Genomic DNA, 22970 nt, shown 5'->3' on the forward strand with positions numbered 1-22970 from the left:
AACTACCCCACAAACCCCGCGGCTGTTTTCGAGGTGCCCACGACTGTGCCGCGCCAGTTTGTCATGTCGCCGCCCAAGCGTTTCAGGGCGGCGGGGTGGTTGGCGTCGAGCGCGCCCAGATGGATGAGCAGAGCGGTGATGGCGGCCTCGGCGCCGCGGGTGCCGCCGTCGATCACCTTGAGCGCGATGCCTTTGCGTTGCTCTGGCAGGATGGCGACGAACACGGCTTCGGCCCCTGTTTTGATCGCGACCTTGCCGCCCATGGCGCGCATCAGTTCGGTGCAGGCGCGGGTTTCGCCAGCGACAAGTTCGGGGAAGGTCATCATGGCTTCGCGCAGTTTGACCATGGCGTTGCTGCGTGTGCTGGTGTCATTGGCCACGGCAAAGGACGACATCGCGCGGGCCAGCCCGTGGACGGTGGTGGCAAAGTTGGGCGCGCTGCATCCGTCGATGCCGTAGGTGGGGCTGGTTTCTTCGGTCACTTCTTCGAAGGCCTGTTTGCAGGCCTGTTGCACGGGGTGGTCCAGAAGCTCGTAATCGGCGCCACCGCCCAGATGTTTGTTGAGCGTCAGGAAGCCCGCATGTTTGCCAGAGCAGTTGTTGTGGATTTGGCATGGGCTTTCGTCGGACTTGTGAAGGCGTTTCAATTCCGGTTCGTCCGCAGGGGTCTGGACACCGCAGCGCAAGTCGCTTTCGGCCAGCCCCAGATCCGACAGCCACCCAGCAACGCGGTTGGTGTGGATCGCGGCCCCTTGGTGCGAGGCACATGACAGCGCCAGTTGTTCGGTGGTCAGATGCGCCCCTGCCCCGCTTTCCAAGAGCGGCAGGGCCTGCACCATTTTGCACGACGAGCGCGGGAAGATCACGGCCGACGGATCGCCCCAGGCGGCTTCGATATCGCCGTTTTCATCGCAGATCACAGCATGGCCCAGATGCAGGCTTTCCAACAGATCGTTGCGCCAGAGTTCAATCAGGGGGGCTGCTGTCATGATTGTGAGACCTTTTGAGGCGGTTTTCCGCGTAAATGAGGGGTCAAAGGGCTTTTCCCGTTGACCCGATTCAGGCTAATGTCCACCCATCGAGATGAAAAGTGGCTTTCTTGAAACGACCCGATACAACAGGGCGCGAGGGGCCGACAGAGGCAAGGACAGCTTGGAGGCTGTAAATATGATTTCAAAACTGACCACAGGTCTGGCAGCGTTGGCCATGATGACGGGCGCGGCATTTGCGCAGCAACAGTCGACCAACCAAGTTGCGGCCAAGACCGACTGGAGCGTTTTCGTTGAAAGCAACCCGACAGAATGTTGGGCGGTAAGCGCCCCAAAGGAAACAGTGAACACCCGCGACGGGCGGGTTGTGGCCGTGCGCCGCGGCGATATTTTGCTGTTCACCTTCTATCGTCCCGGCGCGAATGTGCGCGGGCAGTTGACCTTTACGGGCGGCTATCCCTTTGCCAGCGGATCGACGGTGAACATGAACATCGGTGGCAATGAATATGAGCTGTTCACCGATGGGGAATGGGCGTGGCCTGCCACCCCTGATGATGATGCCAAGATTGTGGCGGCGATGAAGCGTGGTGCTTCGGCGGTGCTGACGGCGCGGTCGGGCCGCGGGACGGTCACCAAAGATACCTTCAGCCTGCTAGGATATACTGCGGCGGTCGATGATGCCGCCAAGCGGTGTTCGGGCTGATAAGGCCGACAGTTGGATTTGCGAACCCCGCCCCCACCATGTGAGGGCGGGTTTTTCTTTAGCCGAACTGTTGCAAGCGTTTGAAGAGCGATGAGGTATCCCACCGCCCGCCGCCCATTTTCTGAACATCTTTATAGAATTGATCGACAAGGGCGGTGACGGGCAGGCTTGCGCCGTTTTCTTCGGCGGTGGACAGGCAGATATCGAGATCCTTGCGCACCCAATCGACCGCAAAGCCGTGATCATACTCATCGGCCAGCATGGTTTTGTGACGGTTGACCATTTGCCAGCTTCCCGCGGCGCCTTGGCTGATCACCTCGACCACGGCTTCGCCATCAAGGCCTGCCTTATCTGCAAAGTGCAACGCTTCGGACAGGCCTTGCAGCAGGCCCACGATGGCGATTTGGTTGCACATTTTGGTCATCTGGCCAGCGCCGCTTTCGCCCAGGCGGCGGCACAGCTTGGCATAGGTGTTCATCACGGGTTCTGCTGTGTCATAGGCGGCCTGATCGCCGCCACACATGATGGACAGCTGCGCGTTTTCGGCGCCTGCCTGACCGCCTGATATGGGTGCGTCGACAAAGTTGAAGCCGCCGTCTTTAGCCGCCGCATAAAGCTCGGCCGTGACTTTGGCCGATACGGTGGTGTGGTCCACGAATATCGCGCCGTCTTTCATCGCTGCAAACGCGCCATCCGCGCCTGTGCAGACCATGCGCAGATCGTCATCGTTGCCCACGCAGGCCATAACCATATCCGCACCATCGGCGGCTGCGGCAGGGGTTTTTCCCAGTGCGCCACCGTGTTCGGCCACCCAAGCGTCGGCCTTGGACGTGGTGCGATTGTAGACGGTGACGTCATGTCCTGCCTTTTGCAGATGCCCTGCCATCGGGTAGCCCATGACACCCAAGCCTAGAAATGCGATTTTCATATGTCCGTCCCTCATGTTGCTTTGCGCAAAGAGGTAGTGCAGTGCCATGGCTTTTGCAATTTGCGCAGAATCCCATATATGACGGGCTTCAACCCGCGAACCGATAAGAGGCACGCCATGGCCGATGCTCCGATTACCCAAGATGTGATGACGATCCCGCGCAAGCTGCCTGATGGGCCGCAAAACCTTGTGGGGCTGACCCGCGCGGCGATGCGCGATGCGCTGATTGCAGCGGGCACGCCTGAAAAGCAGGCGAAGATGCGTGTGGGGCAAATCTGGCAATGGATTTACCAATGGGGCGTGCGCGATTTCGAGGCGATGACAAATCTGTCGAAAGCCTATCGCGCAGAACTGGCCGAAAAATTTGTGATCGAGGTGCCAGAGGTGGTGACGCGGCAAGTCAGCACTGATGGCACGCGCAAGTATCTAGTGCGGATTGCAGGCGGCCATGAGGTTGAGGTGGTGTATATCCCCGAAACGGATCGGGGCACCTTGTGCATTTCCAGCCAAGTGGGCTGCACGCTGACCTGTTCGTTTTGTCATACTGGCACCCAAAAGCTGGTGCGCAACCTGACGCCCGCCGAGATTATCGGGCAGGTCATGGTTGCGCGGGATGATCTGGGCGAATGGCCCGAACAAGGCGCGCCCAAAAATGAGGTGCGGCTGCTGTCGAACATCGTGCTGATGGGCATGGGCGAGCCGCTGTATAATTTTGAAGGCGTGCGCGATGCGATGAAGATCGCGATGGACCCCGAGGGGATTCAACTGTCACGCCGCCGCATTACCCTGTCGACCAGCGGTGTGGTGCCAGAGATTGCCCGCACGGCCCAGGAAATCGGATGCCAGTTGGCGGTGTCTTTCCATGCCACCACGGATGAGGTGCGCGACAAGCTGGTGCCGATCAACAAACGCTGGAATATCGAAGCGCTGCTGGATGCGCTGCGTGCTTATCCCAAGGCCAGCAATTCAGAGCGGATCACCTTTGAATATGTGATGTTGAAGGGTGTGAACGATACCGACGAGGACGCGCGGCGGCTGGTGAAGCTGATCGAGGGCATCCCCGCCAAAATCAACCTGATCCCGTTTAACGAATGGCCCGGCGCGCCCTATGAGCGATCATCGAACAACCGCATCCGCGCCTTTGCCGATATTATTTACAAGGCAGGCTATGCCACGCCGATCCGCACCCCGCGTGGCGAGGACATCATGGCGGCTTGTGGACAGTTGAAATCGGCCACCGAACGCGCACGCAAATCGCGCAAGCAGATCGAGGCGGAGTTGGGCCGCTGAATTAACCCTTTCTTAAGCAATTCGTCTGATAACGTTTTCAACCAAGGGTAGAAGGCGATGACGATGATTGATGCTGTGGAGTTGGTAACAAAGAAGGGTAGCCCGAATTTGGCATCAGCATTGAATGCTTCCGAACATACAACTGATCACGGAACAATTCTTGTTCTCAATCAGCCCGAATTAATTGACGATGTTATATCAAAAATAACGTCACTGGGTCTGGTCACCGCAGGCACTTCACAAAGGTCATATGGCCTCAACGGGGGCACATATTCTATCCTATGTGTGGCCAACCCGTAATCAATCAAACGGGTACTTTACGTTCAATCGATCTGCAAATTCTTGGATCGTGATGAACTTGATTTGCCTTGCAAAAAGTGTCTTGCTGTTTGACGCGATTTCATCTTCAAGCACTTCTCTAAAAAACCTAACCAGACGGGATGCAACCCTCTTACGTGTAAGCTCTATCTTCTCACCGCTGACATTCGATCTGGTTCGGGACCGCCCTTTCGCCACACGCACCAACCGCGGTGATTCATCAAGCGCACCAACGGTACGCGGATAGTCATAGATTACACCATCAATGAAAAGTCCCGAAACTTTGCGTTCTTTGCCTGCAACGTCGATATCCCACTTTTCTTCTTTGAGCTTCTCACCACGGTTCCATTCTCGCGTAATTCGACCGATATCAGCCATGTCACCGTTGATATCGAAGTCCTCTGACGGCTCAATAATTGCAAATTCCTTAATGTTTAACTCCGGATATTTGTTTTTCACACCACCAGATGTATCAGCGATAGCGCGCACCATGTTCGTAAAATAACCACGTGCAATTGTTGCGGCACCTGCGGCTTCTACCAAAGGCGCGGAATAGAATTTGCTAATCGGGTTTTGTGTGAAATCCTGATCGTCATTCTCATTCAAAAAATCCGTAAACGCTTGGTCTAGTGCCGTTCGGACCTGCTCTTTCGAAAAGTCATCTAGACCAAAAATCTTAGATCCTTGCAGATAAAACGGAATGCCTTCTTCGCGCTGCTTTTCCAAATCGAGGATAATCACAGGTGTGCCAAGAGCGTGAAAATAGGCCAATTCATACATCACACTTGGCGAACGGCCAGAGATATCAGCGATACCAATATCTGCACCATCGATCTGATTGAACACATACTCGATGATGTCAGAAGACCCTCTTAGCGGCGAATATACGTCAACGATTTGACGTTCATCAAACATCTGAGGAAGTAATTCATTGGCCACCTCTTCGATGACAGTCATGTGTTGCGATGTTGGCGTACCGGGTTCGCCCGGATTGTCCTTCCCCTTGCCCATTGGGCCGATAATGAAGACTTGAAAAGGATCGCTCACGACCAAAACCCCCAATTCGTCCAGATAAGATACGCTGTCGCCAACCCACCTAAGGTAATCGGAACTGCTTTTTCCAAGCGGGTTAAGCCGAATAGCTTTCCTGTTTTTGGAGTTAAGCCCCATTCCTTGGTGAAAGGGGCAAATTCAAGCTGCTTTTCCAGCTCGACTATGACTTCGAACTTAATGCGCGCCAGTTGCCTATACTTCCAGATTGTTGCGAACCATATCAGGGAGATGAAGACCACCATTGAGGCCGCGAGCCACAACGGAAAACTCTCAAAAGACGAGCTTGCAGTGACAATGGCTAAACTGAGAGACAGATACGCTTGATTGGCGGTTTGCCTTTTGCCCTCGGAAAGCATCGCTGCATCGACGTAGGTCTCATAAATGTCAGTTAGCATCGTTCTCCCAACCAATTCTGAATTCACTATTATATTTGCCATTCACTTGGAAAAGTCTGTCTTCAGCAACACACATCCGCATCCCCTTGCAAAATCTGTTCATGTGTCTTTGTATCTCGTCATGGATGTCTCGCGCGCGCTTAAAGCTGACGTTGGGTTTGCTAGATGCAATGTTTTCAAACCGCACTAGCATGTTGGGATGAGGAAACATGGTGTTCAAAGATATCGCGTTGAATGCATTCTGTGCCTGCACATCCGTTGATAATCCGAGGAAGTCTTCGATAACGAGATTTGTTACTTCATCGAACGGACGTCGCAGGCGTATCATGGCCTTCTTATCGTTCACGCCTAAAAGCATGAGCGCGGCCTGATCATATCGCTTTTTAAACCTAATCGTCTTATGGCCTTCACACATGCCATTATTTGTTAACTTTTTGTTAACCTTTCGCAAGCGGCTATAGGCTATGACACATTCGGCCACTGCTCTCACAAAAAAGATGCATAAATTTTTTAGGAAAAAAGTGGTGAGCCCTGCAGGGTTCGAACCTGCGACCTACTGATTAAAAGTCAGCCGCTCTACCAACTGAGCTAAGGGCCCTCACAGGAGGGCTACTTAGAAAGAGTGGCGGCATGGGTCAACCCCATAAAGTGAGAATCTCTTTCCCTTTAACGGAACAAGGCTTATATCGCCGCTCATGGCACAGACGCGCGACCAGATCGGCCTTCCATTCATGAAAATGCATGGGGCGGGCAACGACTTTGTGGTGATTGATTCCCGCAATGATGGCCCAGATGTGTCTGCTGCCCTGGTCGCCGCCCTTGCCGATCGCCATCGCGGTGTGGGGTTTGACCAGCTGGCGGTGATCAGCGGCGCGATGCATCTGACGTTTTATAATTCCGATGGGTCCACCTCGGGGGCCTGTGGCAATGCCACGCGCTGCATTGCCGACCGCGAGATGCGGTTGCGCGGCGTAGATGCCTTGGAGCTGACGACCGACCGCGGCACGCTTTATGCCCATATGGTTGATGATATGCCGTGGATCAATATGGGTGCGCCGCAATTGGACTGGCAGGACATTCCGTTGGCCGAGGCGATGGACACGTTGGAGTTGCCCATAGAGGGCAGCCCCGTGGCCACGGGCATGGGCAATCCGCATTGCACGTTTTTCGTGGATGATGCGGAGGCGATCCCATTGGCGCAATTTGGGCCGCGCTATGAGCATCATCCGCTTTATCCCGAGCGCACGAATGTGCAGGTGGCGCATGTGGTTGGCCCAGATCATCTGCGCATGCGGGTGTGGGAGCGCGGTGCAGGGATAACTTTGGCCTCTGGATCGTCGTCTTGTGCGACAGCGGTGGCGGCCCACAGGCGCGGCATGACAGGACGCCGCGTGCGCATTGATCTGGATGGCGGAGTGTTGCACGTGGATTGGCGCGACGATGGTGTCTGGATGACAGGCCCGACCGCCCATGTGTTTGACGGCGTGCTAACTGCCGACTGGTTGGCCACAATATGAGCTCGCCTGTTTTCAGCAACCACGGCTGTCGGTTGAACGCCTATGAGACCGAGGCGATGAAAGAGCTTGCCCAAGGGGCAGGCCTGCAAAACGCGGTGGTGGTGAACACCTGCGCGGTCACAAGCGAGGCCGTGCGCAAAGCCAAGAAAGACATTCGCAAGCTGCGCCGCGAGAACCCTGATGCGCGTGTGATCGTGACGGGATGTGCGGCCCAGACCGACCCTGACACTTTTGCGCAGATGGCCGAGGTGGACGCGGTTGTTGGCAACACCGAAAAGATGCAGGCCGATACGTGGCAGGGTCTGGCGGCTGATTTCATTGGTGAGACAGAGACGGTTCAGGTCGATGACATCATGTCGGTCACAGAAACGGCAGGCCATCTGATTGATGGCTTTGGCACGCGCAGCCGCGCCTATGTGCAGGTGCAAAACGGCTGCGATCATCGCTGCACGTTCTGCATTATCCCCTATGGTCGGGGCAATTCGCGGTCTGTGCCTGCGGGTGTGGTCGTGGACCAGATCAAACGGCTGGTGCAGCGCGGCTATAACGAGGTTGTGTTGACGGGTGTTGATCTGACCTCGTGGGGGGCTGATCTGCCGTTAGAGCCGAAACTGGGCGATCTGGTCATGCGGATCCTTAAACTGGTGCCTGATCTGCCGCGCCTGCGCATTTCGTCGATTGATAGCATCGAGGTGGACCCTGCCTTGATGGAAGCGATTGCGACGCAGCCACGGCTGATGCCGCATCTGCATCTGAGCTTGCAAGCGGGCGATGACATGATCCTCAAGCGGATGAAGCGGCGGCACTTGCGCGATGATGCGATTGCCTTTTGCACCGAAGCCAAACGCCTGCGCCCCGAGATGACCTTTGGCGCCGATATTATTGCAGGCTTTCCGACCGAGACCGAGGCGATGTTTGCCAATTCGCTGAAGCTGGTTGAAGACTGCGATCTGACGTGGCTGCATGTGTTTCCCTATTCGCCGCGCCCCGGCACGCCTGCGGCCAAGATGCCCGCGGTGGACGGGCGCGCGATCAAAGACCGCGCGGCGCGGTTGCGCCAGGCAGGGGCCGATCAGGTGGGCCGGCATCTGGCAGCCCAGATCGGCGCGACCCATGATGTTTTGCTGGAAAACCCGCGTATGGGGCGGACGGCGCAATTTGCCGAAGTGCATTTTGACAGCGATCAGCCAGAGGGGCAGATCATCCGCACGGCCATCAAAGGCGCAACAGACACGCATCTGGTGGCATGACGGCGATCCTGTATTCCTTTCGCCGGTGTCCTTATGCGATGCGCGCGCGGCTGGCGTTGGTCTTGGCCGAGCAGCAGGTCGGACTGCGCGAAGTTGTGTTGCGCGACAAGCCTGCGCATATGATTGAAGTTTCCCCCAAAGCGACCGTCCCGGTGCTGATCGCAGGCGATCAGGTAATCGACGAAAGCCTTGATGTGATGCTGTGGGCACTTGGGCAGAATGACCCGCATGGCCTGCTGGATATGCCCGATGAGGGGCATGCCTTGATCGCGCAAAACGACGGGCCGTTTAAGGCCGCATTGGACCGCACGAAATACGGCACGCGCTATCCCGATTGTGACCCTATGGAGGAACGCGCAAAGGCCAAGGCGATCCTGATGACGCTGGAGCCGCGTCTGGCAGGTGGTTGGTTGTTTGGCGATGCACCCAAGCTGGCCGATTACGCGATCTTGCCGTTCATCCGCCAATTCGCAAACAGCGACCGCGCATGGTTTGATGCGCAGGACTGGCCGCATTTGCGTGCATGGCTGGACCATTTTTTGGACAGCGCGTTGTTTGATGGGATTATGCGCAAATACCCCAAATGGGAGGACGGGACGCCAGAGGTGCCCTTCCCTTGAAGCGCAAATGATGGTCTGACTGGTGGCAGGAGGATTTCATCATGCAATTGCTCGGCTCACCCGCTTCGCCGTTTGTTCGCAAGGTCAGAGTTGTCATTCTGGAGACGGATCAGACCGCTGAGATCGAAGAGGTGGATGTATCCACCACGCCTGTGAATTCGGCGACAGAAGTGATTGCCGCCAATCCGACGGGGAAAATTCCTGCGTTGATCCGCCCTGATCGTCCTGCGATTTACGACAGCCGCGTGATTTGCCAGTTTCTGAATGATCGCGCCAAGGCCGATCTGTACCCAGATGCCCGCAAGTGGGACACGCTGACATTGGAAGCCACGGCAGATGCAATCATGGAAGCCGCGGTTTTGATGGTTTACGAAAAACGCGTGCGTCCTGAAAACGAGCAATCCCCTGCGTGGATTGAGGCGCAATGGGGCAAGGTGCAGCGTGCTTTGGACGCGGTAAACACACGGTGGATGAGCCATTTGGCCGGACCGATGGACGCGGCGCATATCGCAATGGGGTGCGCGCTTGGCTATTTGGACTTTCGCCATGAGGGCCGTGGATGGCGGTCAGGCGTTGATGGCCTTGCGGATTGGTATGAGGCGTTTTCGGTGCGCGATAGTATGCAGAAAACGGCCCCAACAGCCTGATTTTAACGCGAAGTTTACCGTTTTTGATGAATAAACTGCGACAATAAGGTGCAGTTTGCACTGCGTCGGTTTGAACGCTGGACCTGACGCCGCCACCGCACTAAATACCGCGATGATATTGGCCGTGGGATTCCCGTGGCCCTTCAACTATTGGCCCCACGCTTAGGGGTTTCGTCATAGGGAAAAGGAGATCACACGCCGTGTCTCAAGCAGAGAATACTCAAGGCACCCGTCGCGACTTTATCTACTACGCGACCGCTGGTGCAGGTGCCGTTGTAACTGGTGCCGCTGTTTGGCCGCTGGTCAACCAGATGAACCCAAGCGCCGATGTTCTGGCGTTGGCTTCGATCCGCGTTGATGTATCAGCCGTTGAACCGGGCACTCAAATCACCGTTCTTTGGCAAGGTAAGCCAGTGTTCATCCGTCGCCGTACGGAAGCAGAGATCACTGAAGCCCGCGCCGTAGAGGTCAGCGAACTTGTTGACCCACTGGCCGACAACGCGAACCTTGCTGACGGTGCAGATGCATCCGATGAAAACCGCGCGCTGGACGAAAACGGTGAGTGGTTGGTGATGATGGGCGTTTGTACGCACCTTGGCTGTGTGCCACTGGGCGACGGCGCTGGCGATTTCAACGGCTGGTTCTGTCCATGCCACGGGTCGCACTACGACACATCGGGCCGTATCCGCAAAGGTCCGGCACCGCGGAACCTGCCAGTGCCAACGGCAGCTTTCGTTGACGATTCAACAATTCAACTCGGTTAAGGGAGACTACACATGGCTGGAATTCCGCACGACCACTACGAACCAAAGTCAAACGGCGAGAAATGGCTGCACAAGCGCCTGCCTGTCGTAGGGCTTTTGTATGATACATTGATGATCCCCACTCCGAAGAACCTGAACTGGATGTGGATCTGGGGCATCGTTCTGACATTTACACTGGCGCTGCAAATCATCACTGGCGTTGTTCTGGTGATGCATTACACCCCGCATGTTGATCTGGCGTTCGCCTCGGTCGAGCACATCATGCGCGACGTCAACGGCGGTGCGATGATCCGCTATTTCCACATGAATGGTGCTTCGCTGTTCTTTGTGGCTGTTTATGCCCACATTTTCCGTGGTCTTTACTATGGCTCTTACAAGGCGCCACGTGAGGTTACATGGATCATCGGCATGTTGATCTATCTGCTGATGATGGGCACAGCCTTTATGGGTTATGTTCTGCCCTGGGGTCAGATGTCGTTCCACGGCACAGCGGTTATCACCGGCCTTTTCGGTGCGATCCCGTTTGTGGGTGACGCGCTGCAAACATGGTTGCTTGGTGCCTCGGCTGTTGGTCAGCCTGCGCTGAACCGCTTCTTCTCGCTGCACTATCTGCTGCCGTTTGTGATTGCGGGTCTTGTGATCGTCCACATCTGGGCTTTCCACACGACAGGCAACAACAACCCAACAGGTGTTGAAGTGCGCCGCACAAGCAAAGAAGAAGCTGCACGTGACACGCTTCCGTTCTGGCCATATTTCGTGATCAAAGATCTGTTCGCTCTGGCGATCATCTTGGTCGTGTTCGTGGCGATCGTTGGCTTTATGCCGAACTACCTGGGCCACCCCGATAACTACATCGAGGCGAACCCGCTGGCGACACCATCGCACATCGTGCCCGAATGGTACTTCTTGCCCTTCTACGCCATCCTGCGCGCCTTCGATAACGAAGTGTGGCTGGTGATTGCGGTTGAGTGGCTGTCGTTTGGTATCATCGACGCCAAGTTCTTCGGCGTGTTGGCCATGTTTGGCGCGATTGCGGTGATGGCATTGGCCCCATGGCTTGACACATCGTCGGTGCGCTCGGGTCGTTACCGCCCCATGTTCAAATGGTGGTTCGCGCTGCTGGTTGTCGACTTCATCGTTCTGATGTGGGTTGGCGCAATGCCAGCCGAAGGGATCTACCCCTACATCGCGCTGATCGCATCGGTCTACTGGTTTGCATACTTCCTGGTGATCCTGCCGCTTCTGGGCATCATCGAGAAGCCGCTGACACCACCAGCGACCATCGAAGAAGACTTTAACGCTCACTACCCCAAAGCCGCAAAAGGCGACGCTGTCGCCACACCGGCTGAGTGAGAAAGGACCTAATAATGTTCAAGAAACTCGCTCTTTCGGCTGTTGTTGCGCTTGGCCTTGGCACCTCTGGTGCCATGGCTGCGGGCAGCTACGACACACATATCGAGGACTTTGCATTCTCGTTCGAAGGCCCATTCGGGACATTCGACCAGATGCAGCTTCAGCGCGGTCTGCAGGTCTACACCGAGATCTGCAGTGCGTGTCACGGCATGAAATTCGTATCGTTCCGTAACCTGTCTGATGAAGGTGGCCCCGCGCTGCCAGAAGATCAGGTTCGGGCCTATGCCGAAAACTTCGAAGTCTTTGATGCGGCGATCGACGATTTCCGCCCTGCAACACCTGCTGACAAATTCCCTGAGTCGGCCTTGGAAAACGCACCTGACCTGTCGCTGATGGCGAAAGCCCGTGCTGGTTTCCACGGTCCATATGGCACAGGCATCAGCCAGTTGGTCAACGGCATGGGTGGTGCGGAATACATCGCATCTTTGCTGTCAGGTTATACTGGTGAAGAAAAAGAAGAAGCCGGCACCATCCTTTACGAAAACACTGCCTTCCCAGGCGGCTGGATTTCGATGGCGCCACCGCTTTGGGGTGACGATGTTGAGTATGCCGATGGCCACTCGACAGAGCTGCACCACATCGCTCAGGACGTGGCCGCATTCATGATGTGGACCGCCGAACCCAAGATGATGGCCCGCAAGCAAGCTGGCTTCACTGGCGTTATCTTCCTGACGATCCTGTCTGTTCTTTTGTACCTGACGAACAAGCGCCTTTGGGCCGCTGCCAAGGGCAAAGACAACGGATAAGGCATCCGAAGCTTCAAAATATAAAACGCCCCACCGTTCGGTTGGGGCGTTTTTTTATGTTCCCAGATAGGCGCGCAGCCCGTCGGGCGGATTGTCCAAAAGATCTTGGGTATCACATGGGGCCGCAGCGCGACCGTTTTCGACCACGATTGTTTGATCGGCGATGGCGCGGGCATCTTCGGGCGCGTGCGTGATCATCAGAACAGTCGTGCCTTCTTGTGCGGCGACACCTGCAACCAGTGCCAGCATGTCTTGGCGAAGGGCCGGCCCAAGGGCAGCAAACGGTTCGTCCAGCAGCAGTAAGGGACGTCCACGCAAAAGCACCCGCGCAATGGCCACGCGGCTTTGTTGCCCGCCCGACAGCGCAGTTGGTTTTTTGTGTTCTTTGCCGCCCAACCCCACGCGGTGCAGAACCTGATCCACCCGCACCCAATCATCCCGAGACAGTCGCAGGTTCGCAGATAGGCCAAGGGCCACATTTTGCGCCGCGGTCAGATGCGGAAAAAGATTTCCGTCTTGGAAGAGAATACTCAAGGGGCGTTGGTCAGGCGCCAGATCGCTCAGGTCGGTTCCGTCCAGTCTGATCGCGCCAAGATGGTCCTGAAAACCGGCGATGGCGTTGATCAACGTGGATTTACCAGAGCCTGATGCGCCCATGACCGCCACACAGGCCCCTTTGGGAACACGCAGATCGGCCTGCAATCGAAATGTGCCAAGTTGAATGTCCACTCCATCAAGCTCAAGCATAGCGGCGTCCCCATTTGTCAAACAGCCAGAAGAGCCCAAAGCTTAGCCCAACCAGAAGTAGGGCCGCGGCCATCGCGCTGTCTTGGCGATAAGAGGACATAAGGCGGAACATTTCCATCGGAAGGGTTGCGCGCTGCGGGTCTGAAAACAGTGTAATCACCCCAAGATCCCCCATCGAAAGGGCCGCTGCAAGACCTGCCCCAAAGCCCAAGGCCGGGCGGATCCGCGGCACAAGCATCCACCGCAGTCGCGCCCATCCCAACAGCCCCAGACTGTCGGCAAGGCGGCCGTGATCACGTTCAGCCTGCTGCAGAGCGGGCAGGATCGAGCGCAGGATGAACGGCATGGCAACAGTGGCGTTCACCAGCCCTGTGACCCAAAGTGCAACCGATGTGGGGTTAACAAATGGAAAGACGATCAAAAACAGCCCCGTTCCCATGACAAGCGGCGAGGTCGCAAGGATCAAAAAGCCAAGCCCGTCAATCAGGGCCGCACCACGCCGCAACGACAGCGCAAAGAGGCACAGGGCCAGAGCCATCACCACACTTCCCAAAGCACTTGCAACCGCGATGACAAGCGACCGAATGGCGGCTGGCCAAACGGCGCCGTGCATATCGCCAAGGGCGCTGACGCCTTTGGCCAGCATCATCCCCAGAGGTATCAGCAAAAAGGCTGTGGCCAAAAAGATAGCAAGACCGTCAAAAGCGCCGATCCCTTTTGTATTCGACAAAACGGGCAGTGTTGTGTGCCCAACCCCGCTGCCTGCCGATTGGGGCAGCCGCGTTTGCAAGGCGATCACTGCAACAAAACCGCAAATGGCAAACTGCACCAAGGCCAGCAACGCGGCTTTTCCCAGATCAAAATCGAAGCGGAAGGCTTCGTAAATCGCAAGCTCAATGGTGGTGGCACGTGGCCCCCCGCCTATCAGAAGAATAACGGAAAAACTTGTCAGACAGATTGTGAAAATCGCAAGAAATATGCCCGGGGCGCGGTCCCTGAGCATGGGCCATTCGATGTGACGAAACGCAGCCATCCCACGCATCCCAAGGCTTTGCGCCAGCCGAACCCGCCCTTGGGGGATATCCTGCCAGCCTTGCAAAAGCAGCCGCGTGGCCAAGGGCAGGTTAAAATAGGCATGCGCCAGCAATATGCCCGTGAGTCCGTACACAGAAACAGGATCACCACCAAACCAGCCAACGGCGGTGTTAAGGAGCCCGCCACGCCCGAACACCGACAACAGGCCCAGAACAGCGACGATCACAGGCAGGATAAAAGGCGCGCCAAGCAGCGCGATCAAAAGCGCCTTACCCCTGAAAGATCGACGCATCAGGGCGCGTGCCACAGGTATCGCCAAAAGCACGCTTAATGCGCCACTAAGCGTGGCTTGCATCAACGTGAACCAAACAGTTGGCCAGAAATCGGAAGGCAGCCCCGACAGATCATCGGCCCGCAGCGCAACGGCAAGAAGCGTGCCGAAAATGAACAAAAGGAGCAGCGCAAGCACTGCCCCTCCCGCCCATTTCATCATTGGCGCAGGGCCGCGCGCCATTCTTCAAGTGCGCTGTCGCGCACTGCCGCTGCCTGGTCCTCGGAATAAAACAGCGTCTTTTCGGGGATGTTCAGCAGGCTGAATTTTTCAGGCAAGAGGCTGTCGTCCAGCTTGGCAGGGAAAGACCAGTTGCCCTCTGGGATAATTGTCTGGAATGCAGGCGATAGGATGAAGTCCATAAAGGCTTGCGTCAATTCGGGCTGGTCGGTGGTTTTGAGCTGGCCTGCCACCTCAACCATAAAATAGTGCCCTTCCTCAAAGATCGCGGCTGATTTGGTCAGATCGTCTTCGGCGATGATGTGATAGGCAGGTGAGGTGACATAGGACAACACCATATCCGCCTCTCCATCGGTGAAGAGACCGTAGCTTTCAGACCAGCCTTTTGTGACGGTCAGAATTTTGGGGGCCAATTGCTCCCATGCGTTTTGCGCATCATCGCCATAGACCTGTTTGACCCAGAGCATCAAAGCAAGACCGGAAATCGACGTGCGCGGATCCTGGATAACGATCTTCACGTCATCTGGCATGGCCAGCAACGCATCAAAGCTGGTGGGCGGCGTATCCAGTTTGGTGTTGTCATAGATAAACGCCGTCTGCCCCCAGTTGAACGGCAAGAACACATCATCGTTCCACGCGATTGGCATGGTCAGATCGCTGGTGTCTTGGCCGTGTGGCGCAAACAAATCGGTTTCGCGCGCCTTTTTGGTGACATCCGTGTTCAGACCAATCACAGCGTCCGCTTTGGTGCGTTCGCCTTCCAGCAACAGCCGTTGCAGGGGATCACCTGTCACAAATTGCAGATCGCAATCGCATGTGGCCTCAAACGCGGTTTCAATCGCAGGGCCAGGGCCCCATTCACTTCCGAAATAGTCGGGCGCATAAACGGTTAGAACGTCTTGGGCGGCAAGCGGTGTTGCAGCCAAGGTCAGTCCAACAGCAAGGGAAGTCAGTTTCATCGTCATCTCTCCATTTTGCCACGGGACGGATGGGGGATTAGGACGATGCGTCATAAACCTTCCCTCCGCCGGTGTGAGCCGGTTCAGGTTCAACGGGTCCGCGTATCGCGTCTCAGCCCTTGTCAGGACACCCCGAGGTCCCCCTTAGATATGTCGGCGTAAGCCTTGCGGCAAGTCGAAAGGTCTTGAGGGTCGCGCCCCTGCGCTTTAAGCCCATGCCAGAAGGAGACTGCGCATGAGCCTGAATAGCTTTGGACATTTGTTTCGTGTGACCACCTGGGGCGAAAGCCATGGGCCGGCCTTGGGCGCAACCGTCGATGGTTGCCCGCCACAAGTGCCAGTGGATGCAACGATGCTTCAGCATTGGCTCGACAAGCGCAAACCCGGCCAGAATAAGAACACGACACAGCGCAAGGAACCCGATGCGGTCGAAATTCTATCTGGTGTATTTGAAGGTCAGACAACGGGCACACCCATTCAGCTGATGATCCGCAATACCGACCAACGATCAAAAGACTATGGCGATATCGTTGAAAAATTCCGGCCCGGCCACGCCGATATCACCTATTGGCAGAAATACGGAATCCGCGATTACCGCGGCGGCGGACGTTCAAGTGCCCGTGAAACCGCATCGCGTGTTGCGGCGGGTGGCATTGCGCGTGAAGCGATCAAGGCGATGGCGCCTGATGTGCAGATCACGGGCTATATGGTGCAGATGGGCGAAAAGAAAATTGACCGCACCAAATTCGATTGGGACCAAATCGGCCAAAATGATTTCTGGTGCCCCGATGCTGATGCGGCAGTTGAATGGGAAAGCTATCTTGATTGGCTGCGCAAAGATGATCATAACAGTGTGGGCGCAGTGATCGAAGTGGTCGCACGCGGTGTGCCAGCAGGCATTGGCGCGCCTGTTTACGGCAAGTTAGACACTGATCTGGCCGCTGCGATGATGTCGATCAACGCTGTAAAAGGTGTGGAGATTGGCGAAGGCATGGCGGCCGCGGCCCTGACAGGACGTGATAACGCAGACGAGATTTTCATGGGGCCAAACGGCCCAGAATACTCAAGCAATCATGCGGGCGGTATTTTGGGAGGTATTTCGACTGGCCAAGACCTTGTGGTGCGCTTTGCTGTAAAGCCAACCTCCAGCATTTTGACGCCGCGCAAGACCATCACCAAATCAGGCACCGAGACCGAGATCATCACCAAAGGGCGCCATGACCCTTGTGTTGGTATCCGTGCTGTTCCTGTGGGCGAGGCCATGATGGCCTGTGTGGTGCTGGACCATATGCTTTTGCACCGTGGCCAGATCGGGGAAAACCGCGGCGCGATCGGTTAAAACAGTCTCTATTGCAGCGCAAGTTCCAGTAATTTGCGCACCTCGTCTTCTCGCATCACGGCCCCTTCGATGCGCCCCAACTCGCGCCGTCCGCGCAACAAAAGCAAGGTGGCATTCTGTTTGACACGGCGACGGTCAGCCATTTGCGAATTTCCAAAGGTATCGTAATCGACAACAATCGTTGTGATCGCTTCGCCGTAGGCAGGGTTTTCCGACGTCAGCTTTTCCAGTATTTCTGCGTGGCGGTCGCAGGCCAGACACCAATCGGTTCGGAACTTCAACAAAACGGTCTGGCCTTCGGACAGTTTATCACGGTCCAGACGGGGCACATATTCCAGCCCCGCTGCCGATGAAAGGGACCCCATGCAAACCAAAGCCGCAGCCAAACCTAAACCCAAACGTCGCATCATATACTCACCTTGTTGCCCCAACGTCATATGAATCAGTTCGCAGGGGATTTGGAAGCCTGTTTCGAGATTTGAACAGCAAAAATCCCAACTGCGATAATGATGACACCAACAATATCAAGCGCCCCGATCCGTTCGCCCAAAAACAGGGCAGCAATCACCACACCCAGAAAGGGATTGAGGAAATGAAACGTCGCAGCACGCACAGCCCCGATGCGCCGGACCAGAAGAAACCAGATCAATGTTGCAGCAAGGCCGGGGACCAATGTGGTATACACAAAAGCCAAGATCAGCTTGGTGTTCCAATTCACATCAAAAGTCTCAAAGACAAGCGCAGGGCCTGTAAGAACGGTTGCACCAATCAGCATCTGTAGGCCCACAATCATCAAGACCTGCCCGCCAGATGTAGCACCCCGCACAGAAAGGGTTGCGATGGTCAGCGAAAGGACACCCAAGACGCACAAGGCCAGCCCGAAAATATCCACGCCGGCCTGCAAACGTGAGCCCATAATAAGGGCAACACCGCCGATCCCCATGACCAATCCCGCAACGGCGGTGGCTTTCAGCCGCTCTTTAAAGACAAGCCAGCCGACCAAGGCCACAAGAAGTGGCATGGTCGATGCAATAATCGCGGCCAGAGACGCTTCGATGGTCTGCATCGCCACAAAGTTCAGACCCAGATAGAGCGCATTTTGGCAGACGCCAAAGATGACCGTGGCCCGCCATTGCGCAGGCGTCAGCCGCCACGACTGGCCCATCAGCCACGCGAGGATGACCGCAACCGCTCCCGAGATGAAGAACCGCAAGGCAAGCGCCATCAACGGCGGCGCATCGGCAACGATGATGCGCGCTGACGTGAACGCTGATGACCACATCAACGCAAAAGTCAGCCCCATCAAAAGCGCGCGAATATCCAATCCAACCCTCCACGAAAAAGGGCCGCCCATGGCGACCCTTTCCTAATCCGTCATGATCGCGGCTTAGCCGTTCACGCTGTCTTTCAGCGCTTTGGCGATTGTCATTTTGACAACTTTATCCGCGTCTTTTTTCAGCATTTCGCCAGTGGCAGGGTTACGCACCATACGCTCTGGACGTTCACGGCAATAAATTTTGCCAACGCCTGGAAGTGTGACCGCGCCGCCGCCTGACACTTCGCGCGTGATCAGCGATGTTACAGCGTCAAGTGCAGCGCCTGCTGCTTTCTTGTCTGTACCCATTTCTTCTGCCAGTGCTGCCACCAGCTGTGTCTTGGTCATTGGTTTGCCCATTTCAGGTCTCCTTGTTCGCGCCCGACAAATTGGGCCTCATGGACTGCATCTAACGGTATATTGTGTTTCCACACAACTATTTGTGGCCTTAAAAATAGGCAAAAACGCACTTTTTTCGGTGTTTTTACAGAAAAGCGGTCTCTTCAAAGCTGCGCAACTTGCGCGAGTGTATCCGCTCTAGTGGCATTTCACGCAAATGCTCCATCGCGCGAATACCAATCATAAGATGACGAGCCACTTGCGTTTTATAAAAATCTGACGCCATGCCTGGCAACTTCAGCTCGCCATGCAGCGGTTTGTCAGACACACAAAGCAAGGTCCCGTAAGGCACGCGAAAGCGGAAACCGTTGGCAGCAATCGTTGCGCTTTCCATATCAAGGGCGATGGCACGGCTTTGCGACAGACGCTGCACGGGGCCTTCTTGATCGCGCAATTCCCAGTTTCGGTTATCAAGGCTGGCCACAGTGCCCGTGCGCATGATGCGCTTGAGGTCATAGCCCTCCAGCTCTGTCACCTTTGCCACCGCGCTTTCCAACGCAATCTGGATCTCTGCAAGGGGCGGAATGGGCACCCAAACAGGCAGGTCGTCATCCAGCACTTTATCCTCGCGCAGGTAGGCGTGGGCCAAAACGAAATCACCCAATGCCTGACTGTTGCGCAGACCTGCACAATGCCCAACCATCAGCCAAGCATGGGGGCGCAGCACGGCAATATGATCGGTCGCTGTTTTTGCATTCGATGGGCCAACGCCGATATTGACCAATGTGATCCCCGCCCCGCCCGCGCGTTTGAGGTGATAGGTGGGCATTTGTGGCAGTTTTGCAGGCGGCGACATCGGCTGATCTGGATCGGTAATCACATCGTTTCCGGGGCCGACAAACGCGGTATAGCCACTGGTCTTATCTGCCAGCATCGCGCGGGCGTAGGCCTCAAATTCCTCGACATAGAATTGGTAATTGGTGAACAGAATGTAGTTCTGAAAATGCTCGGGTTCGGTCGCTGTGTAATGCGACAGTCTGGCCAAAGAGTAATCAACACGCTGCGCTGTAAAGGGTGCCAGCGGGCGCGAGCCGTCTTGAAAGGTAAAACCAAGCCCATTGACGATATCATCATTCGTGGTGGCCAAATCAGGCACATCAAACACGTCACGCAGGATGAACCCCATCGCACCTTCGTGCGGGACCGTCATCCCCCCACGGTTCGAGACCGCAAAGTGAACAGGCATCGGTGTTTGTGACACACCGACCTCAACACTGGTTTTGTGGTTTGTGATCAAAAGCCCGATTTGCTGCTCAAGATAATTGCGAAACAGATCAGGGCGCGTGATTGTGGCGGAATATCCCCCCGGCGCGGCCACATGGCCAAAAGCCAAGCGGCTGTCCACCTGCGCATAGCTGGAGGTCCGCAACCTGATTTCCGGATAAAATGCGCGATACCTGCAATCAGGGCGCGTCCCGTTCAGGCTGTCGGAAAAAGCATTACACAGAAAATCTGCGGCTTGGGCGAACAGATCGCATAAATACGTCACCGCCGCTTCGGGATCATCAAAACTTTGATGATTGGCCTGATCTGGTGATTTCACAGGAAGCCCACTTTGTATCACCGACATGTCGAACCCTCCCTTGCGTCGCACCGTGGCAAACAGCTTTTCCGAAAGTCAAAACCTGCGCAACCCACAAACGTTCCATCGTGTTGCGCAAAAAAGACTGGCAAAACACAGGGTGACACGACAGGTTTATGACCAAATCAGGAGGGTCAAATGAGCGTTACGCACATCAAGTCGAATATGGATCACTGGCAGGAACGGGTTGATCTGGCAGCTGCATTTCGATGGACAGCGCGGCTGAATATGCATGAATCCGTGGCCAATCATTTCAGCCTTGCCATCAATGATGACGGCACGCGGTTTTTGATGAACCCCAATCAAATGCATTTCAGCAGGATCAAAGCGAGCGATCTGATCGAAGTGGATGCAAATGATCCAGATACGTTGCAGGGACCCAACGCCCCGGACCCAACGGCTTGGGGGTTGCATGGGGGTTTGCATCGCCACTGCGCCCACGCGCGCTGCGCCATGCATGTGCATTCCATCCATGCGACCGTTCTTGCATCACTTGCTGATAGCCGCCTTCCCCCAATTGACCAAAACTGCGCCACCTTTTTCAATCGGTATGTGATCGATGAAAACTACGGCGGGCTTGCCTTCGAAGAGGAAGGAGAACGATGCGCCACGCTTTTCGATGACCCGAAGAAAAAGGTCATGATCATGGGCAACCACGGGGTGATGATCATTGGGGATACGGTCGCCGAAACCTTCAACCGTCTGTATTATTTTGAACGTGCGGCGGAAACCTACATTCGTGCCTTGCAGACAGGCCGACCCCTTCGCATCCTTCCCGACGATATTGCCGAAAAAACCGCGCAGGAGTTGGAAGGATACCCAGAACAAGATGAGCGGCATTTGAACGAATTGAAGCTGATCTTGGACGAAGAAGGCTCTAACTATGCTCGATAGCGCCCAATGCCTTGCTAATTCATCCTTCTGAAAAGGACGTATCGTGTCTGTATTGCTTTCTTTTGGTCATGGGTTTTCCGCCCGTGCGCTTACGCCTCTTCTGACGGGATGGACGATCTATGGCACAACGCGAACGACACAAAAGGCTCTAACCCTGCAAGAAACAGGGGTGACACCCGTTATATGGCCAGGGTCCGATGTATCTGATGCATTGGAACAGGCCACCCACATCCTTGTGTCAGCTGGCCCGTCTGACACGGGCGATCCCGTTCTGGCAGAGCTGCGTGATGCCATTGCTGCGCGTGCCACTTCACTGCAATGGGTCGGATATCTGTCCACAACGGGGGTTTACGGCGACCACCAAGGCGGTTGGGTGGATGAAGACACGCCACTGAGCCCTGCCACCAAACGCGGGCAACTGCGCGTGACAGCAGAGACAGATTGGCAAAGCATTCCCGACCTGCCCCTTCATATCTTCAGGCTCGCGGGCATTTATGGCCCGGGTCGCGGACCCTTTTCAAAAGTGCGCAATGGGACAGCGCGGCGGATCATCAAAAAAGGCCAAGTGTTCAGTCGGATTCATGTTGAAGACATCGCGCAAGTCCTCAAGGCCTCGATCGACAGGCCAAATCCTGGTGCCATTTATAACCTATGTGACGACGACCCTGCCCCGCCAGAAGATGTGATTGCTTACGCAGCCAAGCTGCTGGATATGCCAATTCCGCCTGCAATAGACTATGAAACGGCAGATATGACCCCTATGGCGCGCAGCTTTTATGCCGAGTCCAAAAAGGTTCGCAACGATCGTATCAAAAGCGAACTTGGGGTCACGCTGAAATATCCTGACTACAAAAGCGGTCTTAACGCTCTTTTGGCTGCGGAAAAATCCGCATGATCAACCGCCCGAACAATGTGAACACACACAATAGCACCAGCGCGATGCCAAGGTTAACGCCGTAAAACGCCAATCTGTCTGCCAGAACCAGATCATTCAGGAACGGATAGGGCAGGCCCGATGTCACAGACCCAATGGGGCTGTCGTTCATCGGCGCAACAAACAGCTCTCCCCATGCCAGATAGACACTAACAAGGCCCAAAAGCCAAAACATAGCAGGTTTCAGCCGCCGAAATGCCCGGTGCAAAAACAAAGCATCGATCCACTGCAACAACGGGCCAAGCGCATGCAGGTAGTATTCCTTCCACCAAACACCCAAAGCACCGTCGCGCGTGACCGATGACGGATCTTCGAAAAACAGCTTCCAATACAGAAAGACGACCATCGCGTTGATGACAGCCGTCATCGCAATAAACCCATCCCATCGACGATCGCTGCGCCCTTCCATCAGTGCAATCAACCGCGATGCGCAAAAGAACGAACACAACAAGGCCCAGATGGTCAAATAGCGAAACGGGCCCCCCGCGCCTGAATAGTCACTGGTTGTGACCATCCAGACCGCATAAAAAGCCGCCAGCAAAAACACGCACCAGCGGTAGAAAAAGAGCCCTTTTGATCGTGCCATTTGCCCGCGCCTTTTGTATTGAGCGCATAGATTGAC

General features: G+C 55.7%; 26 protein-coding genes, 1 tRNA gene and 1 riboswitch. Of the genes, 13 read left to right on the forward strand and 14 right to left on the reverse strand.

The features are described from left to right. Window positions 1–2 precede the first annotated feature (2 nt). Entirely contained in the window at window positions 3–989 is a 987-nt protein-coding gene (locus L1065_RS07055; protein WP_239029998.1) for an asparaginase, read from the reverse strand. A gap of 178 nt (window positions 990–1167) precedes the next feature. Here L1065_RS07055 and L1065_RS07060 point away from each other — a divergent pair, with 178 nt between their 5' ends. Next, a complete protein-coding gene (locus L1065_RS07060; protein WP_237094763.1) occupies window positions 1168–1692 on the forward strand; it encodes a hypothetical protein in 525 nt (174 codons plus the stop codon). A 58-nt stretch (window positions 1693–1750) separates the two neighbouring features. On the opposite strand, the gene L1065_RS07065 is transcribed toward L1065_RS07060, so the two are convergent. After that, a complete protein-coding gene (locus tag L1065_RS07065) occupies window positions 1751–2668 on the reverse strand; it encodes an NAD(P)-dependent oxidoreductase (protein WP_237094764.1) in 918 nt (305 codons plus the stop codon). A 69-nt stretch (window positions 2669–2737) separates the two neighbouring features. Between L1065_RS07065 and rlmN the strand changes: the two genes are divergently transcribed. Further along, a complete protein-coding gene (gene rlmN, locus L1065_RS07070) occupies window positions 2738–3910 on the forward strand; it encodes a 23S rRNA (adenine(2503)-C(2))-methyltransferase RlmN (protein WP_237094765.1) in 1173 nt (390 codons plus the stop codon). A gap of 57 nt (window positions 3911–3967) precedes the next feature. Beyond that, window positions 3968–4210 (forward strand): hypothetical protein, encoded by a 243-nt coding sequence (locus L1065_RS07075; protein WP_237094766.1) that lies wholly within the window; start codon window positions 3968–3970, stop codon window positions 4208–4210. On the opposite strand, the gene L1065_RS07080 is transcribed toward L1065_RS07075, so the two are convergent. The 4 genes from L1065_RS07080 to L1065_RS07095 form a co-directional block, all read right to left on the reverse strand. Further along, on the reverse strand, window positions 4211–5275 hold the full coding sequence (locus L1065_RS07080; RefSeq protein WP_237094767.1) for a nucleoside 2-deoxyribosyltransferase: 1065 nt from the start codon (window positions 5273–5275) through the stop codon (window positions 4211–4213). Further along, a complete protein-coding gene (locus tag L1065_RS07085) occupies window positions 5272–5676 on the reverse strand; it encodes a hypothetical protein (protein ID WP_237094768.1) in 405 nt (134 codons plus the stop codon). The genes L1065_RS07080 and L1065_RS07085 overlap by 4 nt, the downstream gene beginning before the upstream one ends. Beyond that, a complete protein-coding gene (locus L1065_RS07090) occupies window positions 5666–6157 on the reverse strand; it encodes a hypothetical protein (protein WP_237094769.1) in 492 nt (163 codons plus the stop codon). The genes L1065_RS07085 and L1065_RS07090 overlap by 11 nt, the downstream gene beginning before the upstream one ends. Window positions 6158–6198: 41 nt before the next feature. Beyond that, window positions 6199–6274, reverse strand: a tRNA-Lys gene (locus L1065_RS07095). A gap of 97 nt (window positions 6275–6371) precedes the next feature. On the opposite strand from L1065_RS07095, the gene dapF reads away from it, so the two are divergent. The 7 genes from dapF to L1065_RS07130 all read left to right on the forward strand — a co-directional run bounded on the left by dapF (window position 6372) and on the right by L1065_RS07130 (window position 12633). Then, complete coding sequence (gene dapF / locus L1065_RS07100) at window positions 6372–7193, forward strand: diaminopimelate epimerase (protein ID WP_237094770.1); 822 nt, start codon at window positions 6372–6374, stop codon at window positions 7191–7193. Next, a complete protein-coding gene (gene mtaB, locus L1065_RS07105; protein ID WP_237094771.1) occupies window positions 7190–8443 on the forward strand; it encodes a tRNA (N(6)-L-threonylcarbamoyladenosine(37)-C(2))-methylthiotransferase MtaB in 1254 nt (417 codons plus the stop codon). The genes dapF and mtaB overlap by 4 nt, the downstream gene beginning before the upstream one ends. Then, complete coding sequence (locus L1065_RS07110) at window positions 8440–9063, forward strand: glutathione S-transferase (protein WP_237094772.1); 624 nt, start codon at window positions 8440–8442, stop codon at window positions 9061–9063. The genes mtaB and L1065_RS07110 overlap by 4 nt, the downstream gene beginning before the upstream one ends. Before the next feature lie 41 nt (window positions 9064–9104). Next, window positions 9105–9710, forward strand: a complete 606-nt coding sequence (locus L1065_RS07115) for a glutathione S-transferase (RefSeq protein WP_237094773.1) — start codon at window positions 9105–9107, stop codon at window positions 9708–9710. 200 nt (window positions 9711–9910) lie between these two features. Further along, window positions 9911–10474 carry a ubiquinol-cytochrome c reductase iron-sulfur subunit gene (petA, locus tag L1065_RS07120; protein WP_237094774.1) on the forward strand — a complete coding sequence of 188 codons (564 nt, stop codon included), beginning with the start codon at window positions 9911–9913 and terminating at the stop codon, window positions 10472–10474. Between the two features lie 12 nt (window positions 10475–10486). Then, a complete protein-coding gene (locus L1065_RS07125; protein WP_237094775.1) occupies window positions 10487–11827 on the forward strand; it encodes a cytochrome b N-terminal domain-containing protein in 1341 nt (446 codons plus the stop codon). Window positions 11828–11841: 14 nt separating this feature from the next. Further along, window positions 11842–12633: a cytochrome c1 gene (locus tag L1065_RS07130; protein WP_237094776.1), complete on the forward strand. Its 792-nt coding sequence runs from the start codon at window positions 11842–11844 to the stop codon at window positions 12631–12633. Window positions 12634–12687: 54 nt separating this feature from the next. On the opposite strand, the gene L1065_RS07135 is transcribed toward L1065_RS07130, so the two are convergent. From L1065_RS07135 to L1065_RS07145, 3 genes are read right to left on the reverse strand one after another with little or no spacing between them, the layout of a single operon-like run. Then, window positions 12688–13380: an ATP-binding cassette domain-containing protein gene (locus L1065_RS07135; RefSeq protein WP_237094777.1), complete on the reverse strand. Its 693-nt coding sequence runs from the start codon at window positions 13378–13380 to the stop codon at window positions 12688–12690. Continuing rightward, on the reverse strand, window positions 13373–14905 hold the full coding sequence (locus L1065_RS07140; protein WP_370641148.1) for a thiamine/thiamine pyrophosphate ABC transporter permease ThiP: 1533 nt from the start codon (window positions 14903–14905) through the stop codon (window positions 13373–13375). The genes L1065_RS07135 and L1065_RS07140 overlap by 8 nt, the downstream gene beginning before the upstream one ends. Further along, window positions 14905–15885, reverse strand: coding sequence for a thiamine ABC transporter substrate binding subunit (locus L1065_RS07145; RefSeq protein ID WP_237094779.1), 981 nt, complete (start codon window positions 15883–15885; stop codon window positions 14905–14907). The genes L1065_RS07140 and L1065_RS07145 overlap by 1 nt, the downstream gene beginning before the upstream one ends. A 43-nt stretch (window positions 15886–15928) precedes the next feature. Beyond that, a riboswitch (TPP riboswitch) is annotated at window positions 15929–16030 on the reverse strand. A gap of 90 nt (window positions 16031–16120) precedes the next feature. Here L1065_RS07145 and aroC point away from each other — a divergent pair. Continuing rightward, on the forward strand, window positions 16121–17224 hold the full coding sequence (gene aroC / locus L1065_RS07150) for a chorismate synthase (protein ID WP_237094780.1): 1104 nt from the start codon (window positions 16121–16123) through the stop codon (window positions 17222–17224). An 8-nt stretch (window positions 17225–17232) separates the two neighbouring features. Here the strand turns inward: aroC and L1065_RS07155 are convergent, their stop codons facing one another. From L1065_RS07155 to L1065_RS07170, 4 genes are all read right to left on the reverse strand, one after another. Continuing rightward, entirely contained in the window at window positions 17233–17634 is a 402-nt protein-coding gene (locus tag L1065_RS07155; RefSeq protein WP_237094781.1) for a thioredoxin family protein, read from the reverse strand. Window positions 17635–17666: 32 nt separating this feature from the next. Next, window positions 17667–18548 (reverse strand): DMT family transporter, encoded by an 882-nt coding sequence (locus tag L1065_RS07160; RefSeq protein ID WP_237095178.1) that lies wholly within the window; start codon window positions 18546–18548, stop codon window positions 17667–17669. A gap of 63 nt (window positions 18549–18611) precedes the next feature. Further along, on the reverse strand, window positions 18612–18899 hold the full coding sequence (locus L1065_RS07165) for an HU family DNA-binding protein (RefSeq protein ID WP_237094782.1): 288 nt from the start codon (window positions 18897–18899) through the stop codon (window positions 18612–18614). A 124-nt stretch (window positions 18900–19023) separates the two neighbouring features. Continuing rightward, window positions 19024–20508, reverse strand: coding sequence for an AMP nucleosidase (locus L1065_RS07170; RefSeq protein ID WP_237094783.1), 1485 nt, complete (start codon window positions 20506–20508; stop codon window positions 19024–19026). A gap of 150 nt (window positions 20509–20658) precedes the next feature. Here L1065_RS07170 and L1065_RS07175 point away from each other — a divergent pair, with 150 nt between their 5' ends. Both L1065_RS07175 and L1065_RS07180 read left to right on the forward strand, forming a co-directional pair. After that, on the forward strand, window positions 20659–21414 hold the full coding sequence (locus tag L1065_RS07175; RefSeq protein WP_237094784.1) for a class II aldolase and adducin N-terminal domain-containing protein: 756 nt from the start codon (window positions 20659–20661) through the stop codon (window positions 21412–21414). Between the two features lie 40 nt (window positions 21415–21454). Then, a complete protein-coding gene (locus tag L1065_RS07180) occupies window positions 21455–22309 on the forward strand; it encodes an SDR family oxidoreductase (protein ID WP_237095179.1) in 855 nt (284 codons plus the stop codon). Here L1065_RS07180 and L1065_RS07185 read toward each other — a convergent pair. Then, window positions 22275–22934: an androgen-induced gene 1 family protein gene (locus L1065_RS07185; RefSeq protein ID WP_237094785.1), complete on the reverse strand. Its 660-nt coding sequence runs from the start codon at window positions 22932–22934 to the stop codon at window positions 22275–22277. The genes L1065_RS07180 and L1065_RS07185 overlap by 35 nt on opposite strands. Window positions 22935–22970: the final 36 nt, after the last annotated feature.

This window comes from Nereida sp. MMG025, from assembly GCF_021654165.1.
Lineage (GTDB): Bacteria > Pseudomonadota > Alphaproteobacteria > Rhodobacterales > Rhodobacteraceae > Nereida.

Coding starts and splice junctions, on each gene's coding strand:
- L1065_RS07060 (WP_237094763.1), top strand. CDS start 1,168: ATGATTTCAAAACTGACCACAGGTCTGGCAGCGTTGGCCATGATGACG.
- rlmN (WP_237094765.1), top strand. CDS start 2,738: ATGGCCGATGCTCCGATTACCCAAGATGTGATGACGATCCCGCGCAAG.
- L1065_RS07055 (WP_239029998.1), bottom strand. CDS start 989: ATGACAGCAGCCCCCCTGATTGAACTCTGGCGCAACGATCTGTTGGAA.
- L1065_RS07110 (WP_237094772.1), top strand. CDS start 8,440: ATGACGGCGATCCTGTATTCCTTTCGCCGGTGTCCTTATGCGATGCGC.
- L1065_RS07175 (WP_237094784.1), top strand. CDS start 20,659: ATGAGCGTTACGCACATCAAGTCGAATATGGATCACTGGCAGGAACGG.
- L1065_RS07115 (WP_237094773.1), top strand. CDS start 9,105: ATGCAATTGCTCGGCTCACCCGCTTCGCCGTTTGTTCGCAAGGTCAGA.
- L1065_RS07170 (WP_237094783.1), bottom strand. CDS start 20,508: ATGTCGGTGATACAAAGTGGGCTTCCTGTGAAATCACCAGATCAGGCC.
- L1065_RS07165 (WP_237094782.1), bottom strand. CDS start 18,899: ATGGGCAAACCAATGACCAAGACACAGCTGGTGGCAGCACTGGCAGAA.
- L1065_RS07130 (WP_237094776.1), top strand. CDS start 11,842: ATGTTCAAGAAACTCGCTCTTTCGGCTGTTGTTGCGCTTGGCCTTGGC.
- L1065_RS07140 (WP_370641148.1), bottom strand. CDS start 14,905: ATGAAATGGGCGGGAGGGGCAGTGCTTGCGCTGCTCCTTTTGTTCATT.
- L1065_RS07145 (WP_237094779.1), bottom strand. CDS start 15,885: ATGAAACTGACTTCCCTTGCTGTTGGACTGACCTTGGCTGCAACACCG.
- dapF (WP_237094770.1), top strand. CDS start 6,372: ATGGCACAGACGCGCGACCAGATCGGCCTTCCATTCATGAAAATGCAT.
- L1065_RS07135 (WP_237094777.1), bottom strand. CDS start 13,380: ATGCTTGAGCTTGATGGAGTGGACATTCAACTTGGCACATTTCGATTG.
- L1065_RS07085 (WP_237094768.1), bottom strand. CDS start 5,676: ATGCTAACTGACATTTATGAGACCTACGTCGATGCAGCGATGCTTTCC.
- L1065_RS07075 (WP_237094766.1), top strand. CDS start 3,968: ATGACGATGATTGATGCTGTGGAGTTGGTAACAAAGAAGGGTAGCCCG.
- mtaB (WP_237094771.1), top strand. CDS start 7,190: ATGAGCTCGCCTGTTTTCAGCAACCACGGCTGTCGGTTGAACGCCTAT.
- aroC (WP_237094780.1), top strand. CDS start 16,121: ATGAGCCTGAATAGCTTTGGACATTTGTTTCGTGTGACCACCTGGGGC.
- L1065_RS07125 (WP_237094775.1), top strand. CDS start 10,487: ATGGCTGGAATTCCGCACGACCACTACGAACCAAAGTCAAACGGCGAG.
- L1065_RS07185 (WP_237094785.1), bottom strand. CDS start 22,934: ATGGCACGATCAAAAGGGCTCTTTTTCTACCGCTGGTGCGTGTTTTTG.
- L1065_RS07065 (WP_237094764.1), bottom strand. CDS start 2,668: ATGGCACTGCACTACCTCTTTGCGCAAAGCAACATGAGGGACGGACAT.
- L1065_RS07155 (WP_237094781.1), bottom strand. CDS start 17,634: ATGATGCGACGTTTGGGTTTAGGTTTGGCTGCGGCTTTGGTTTGCATG.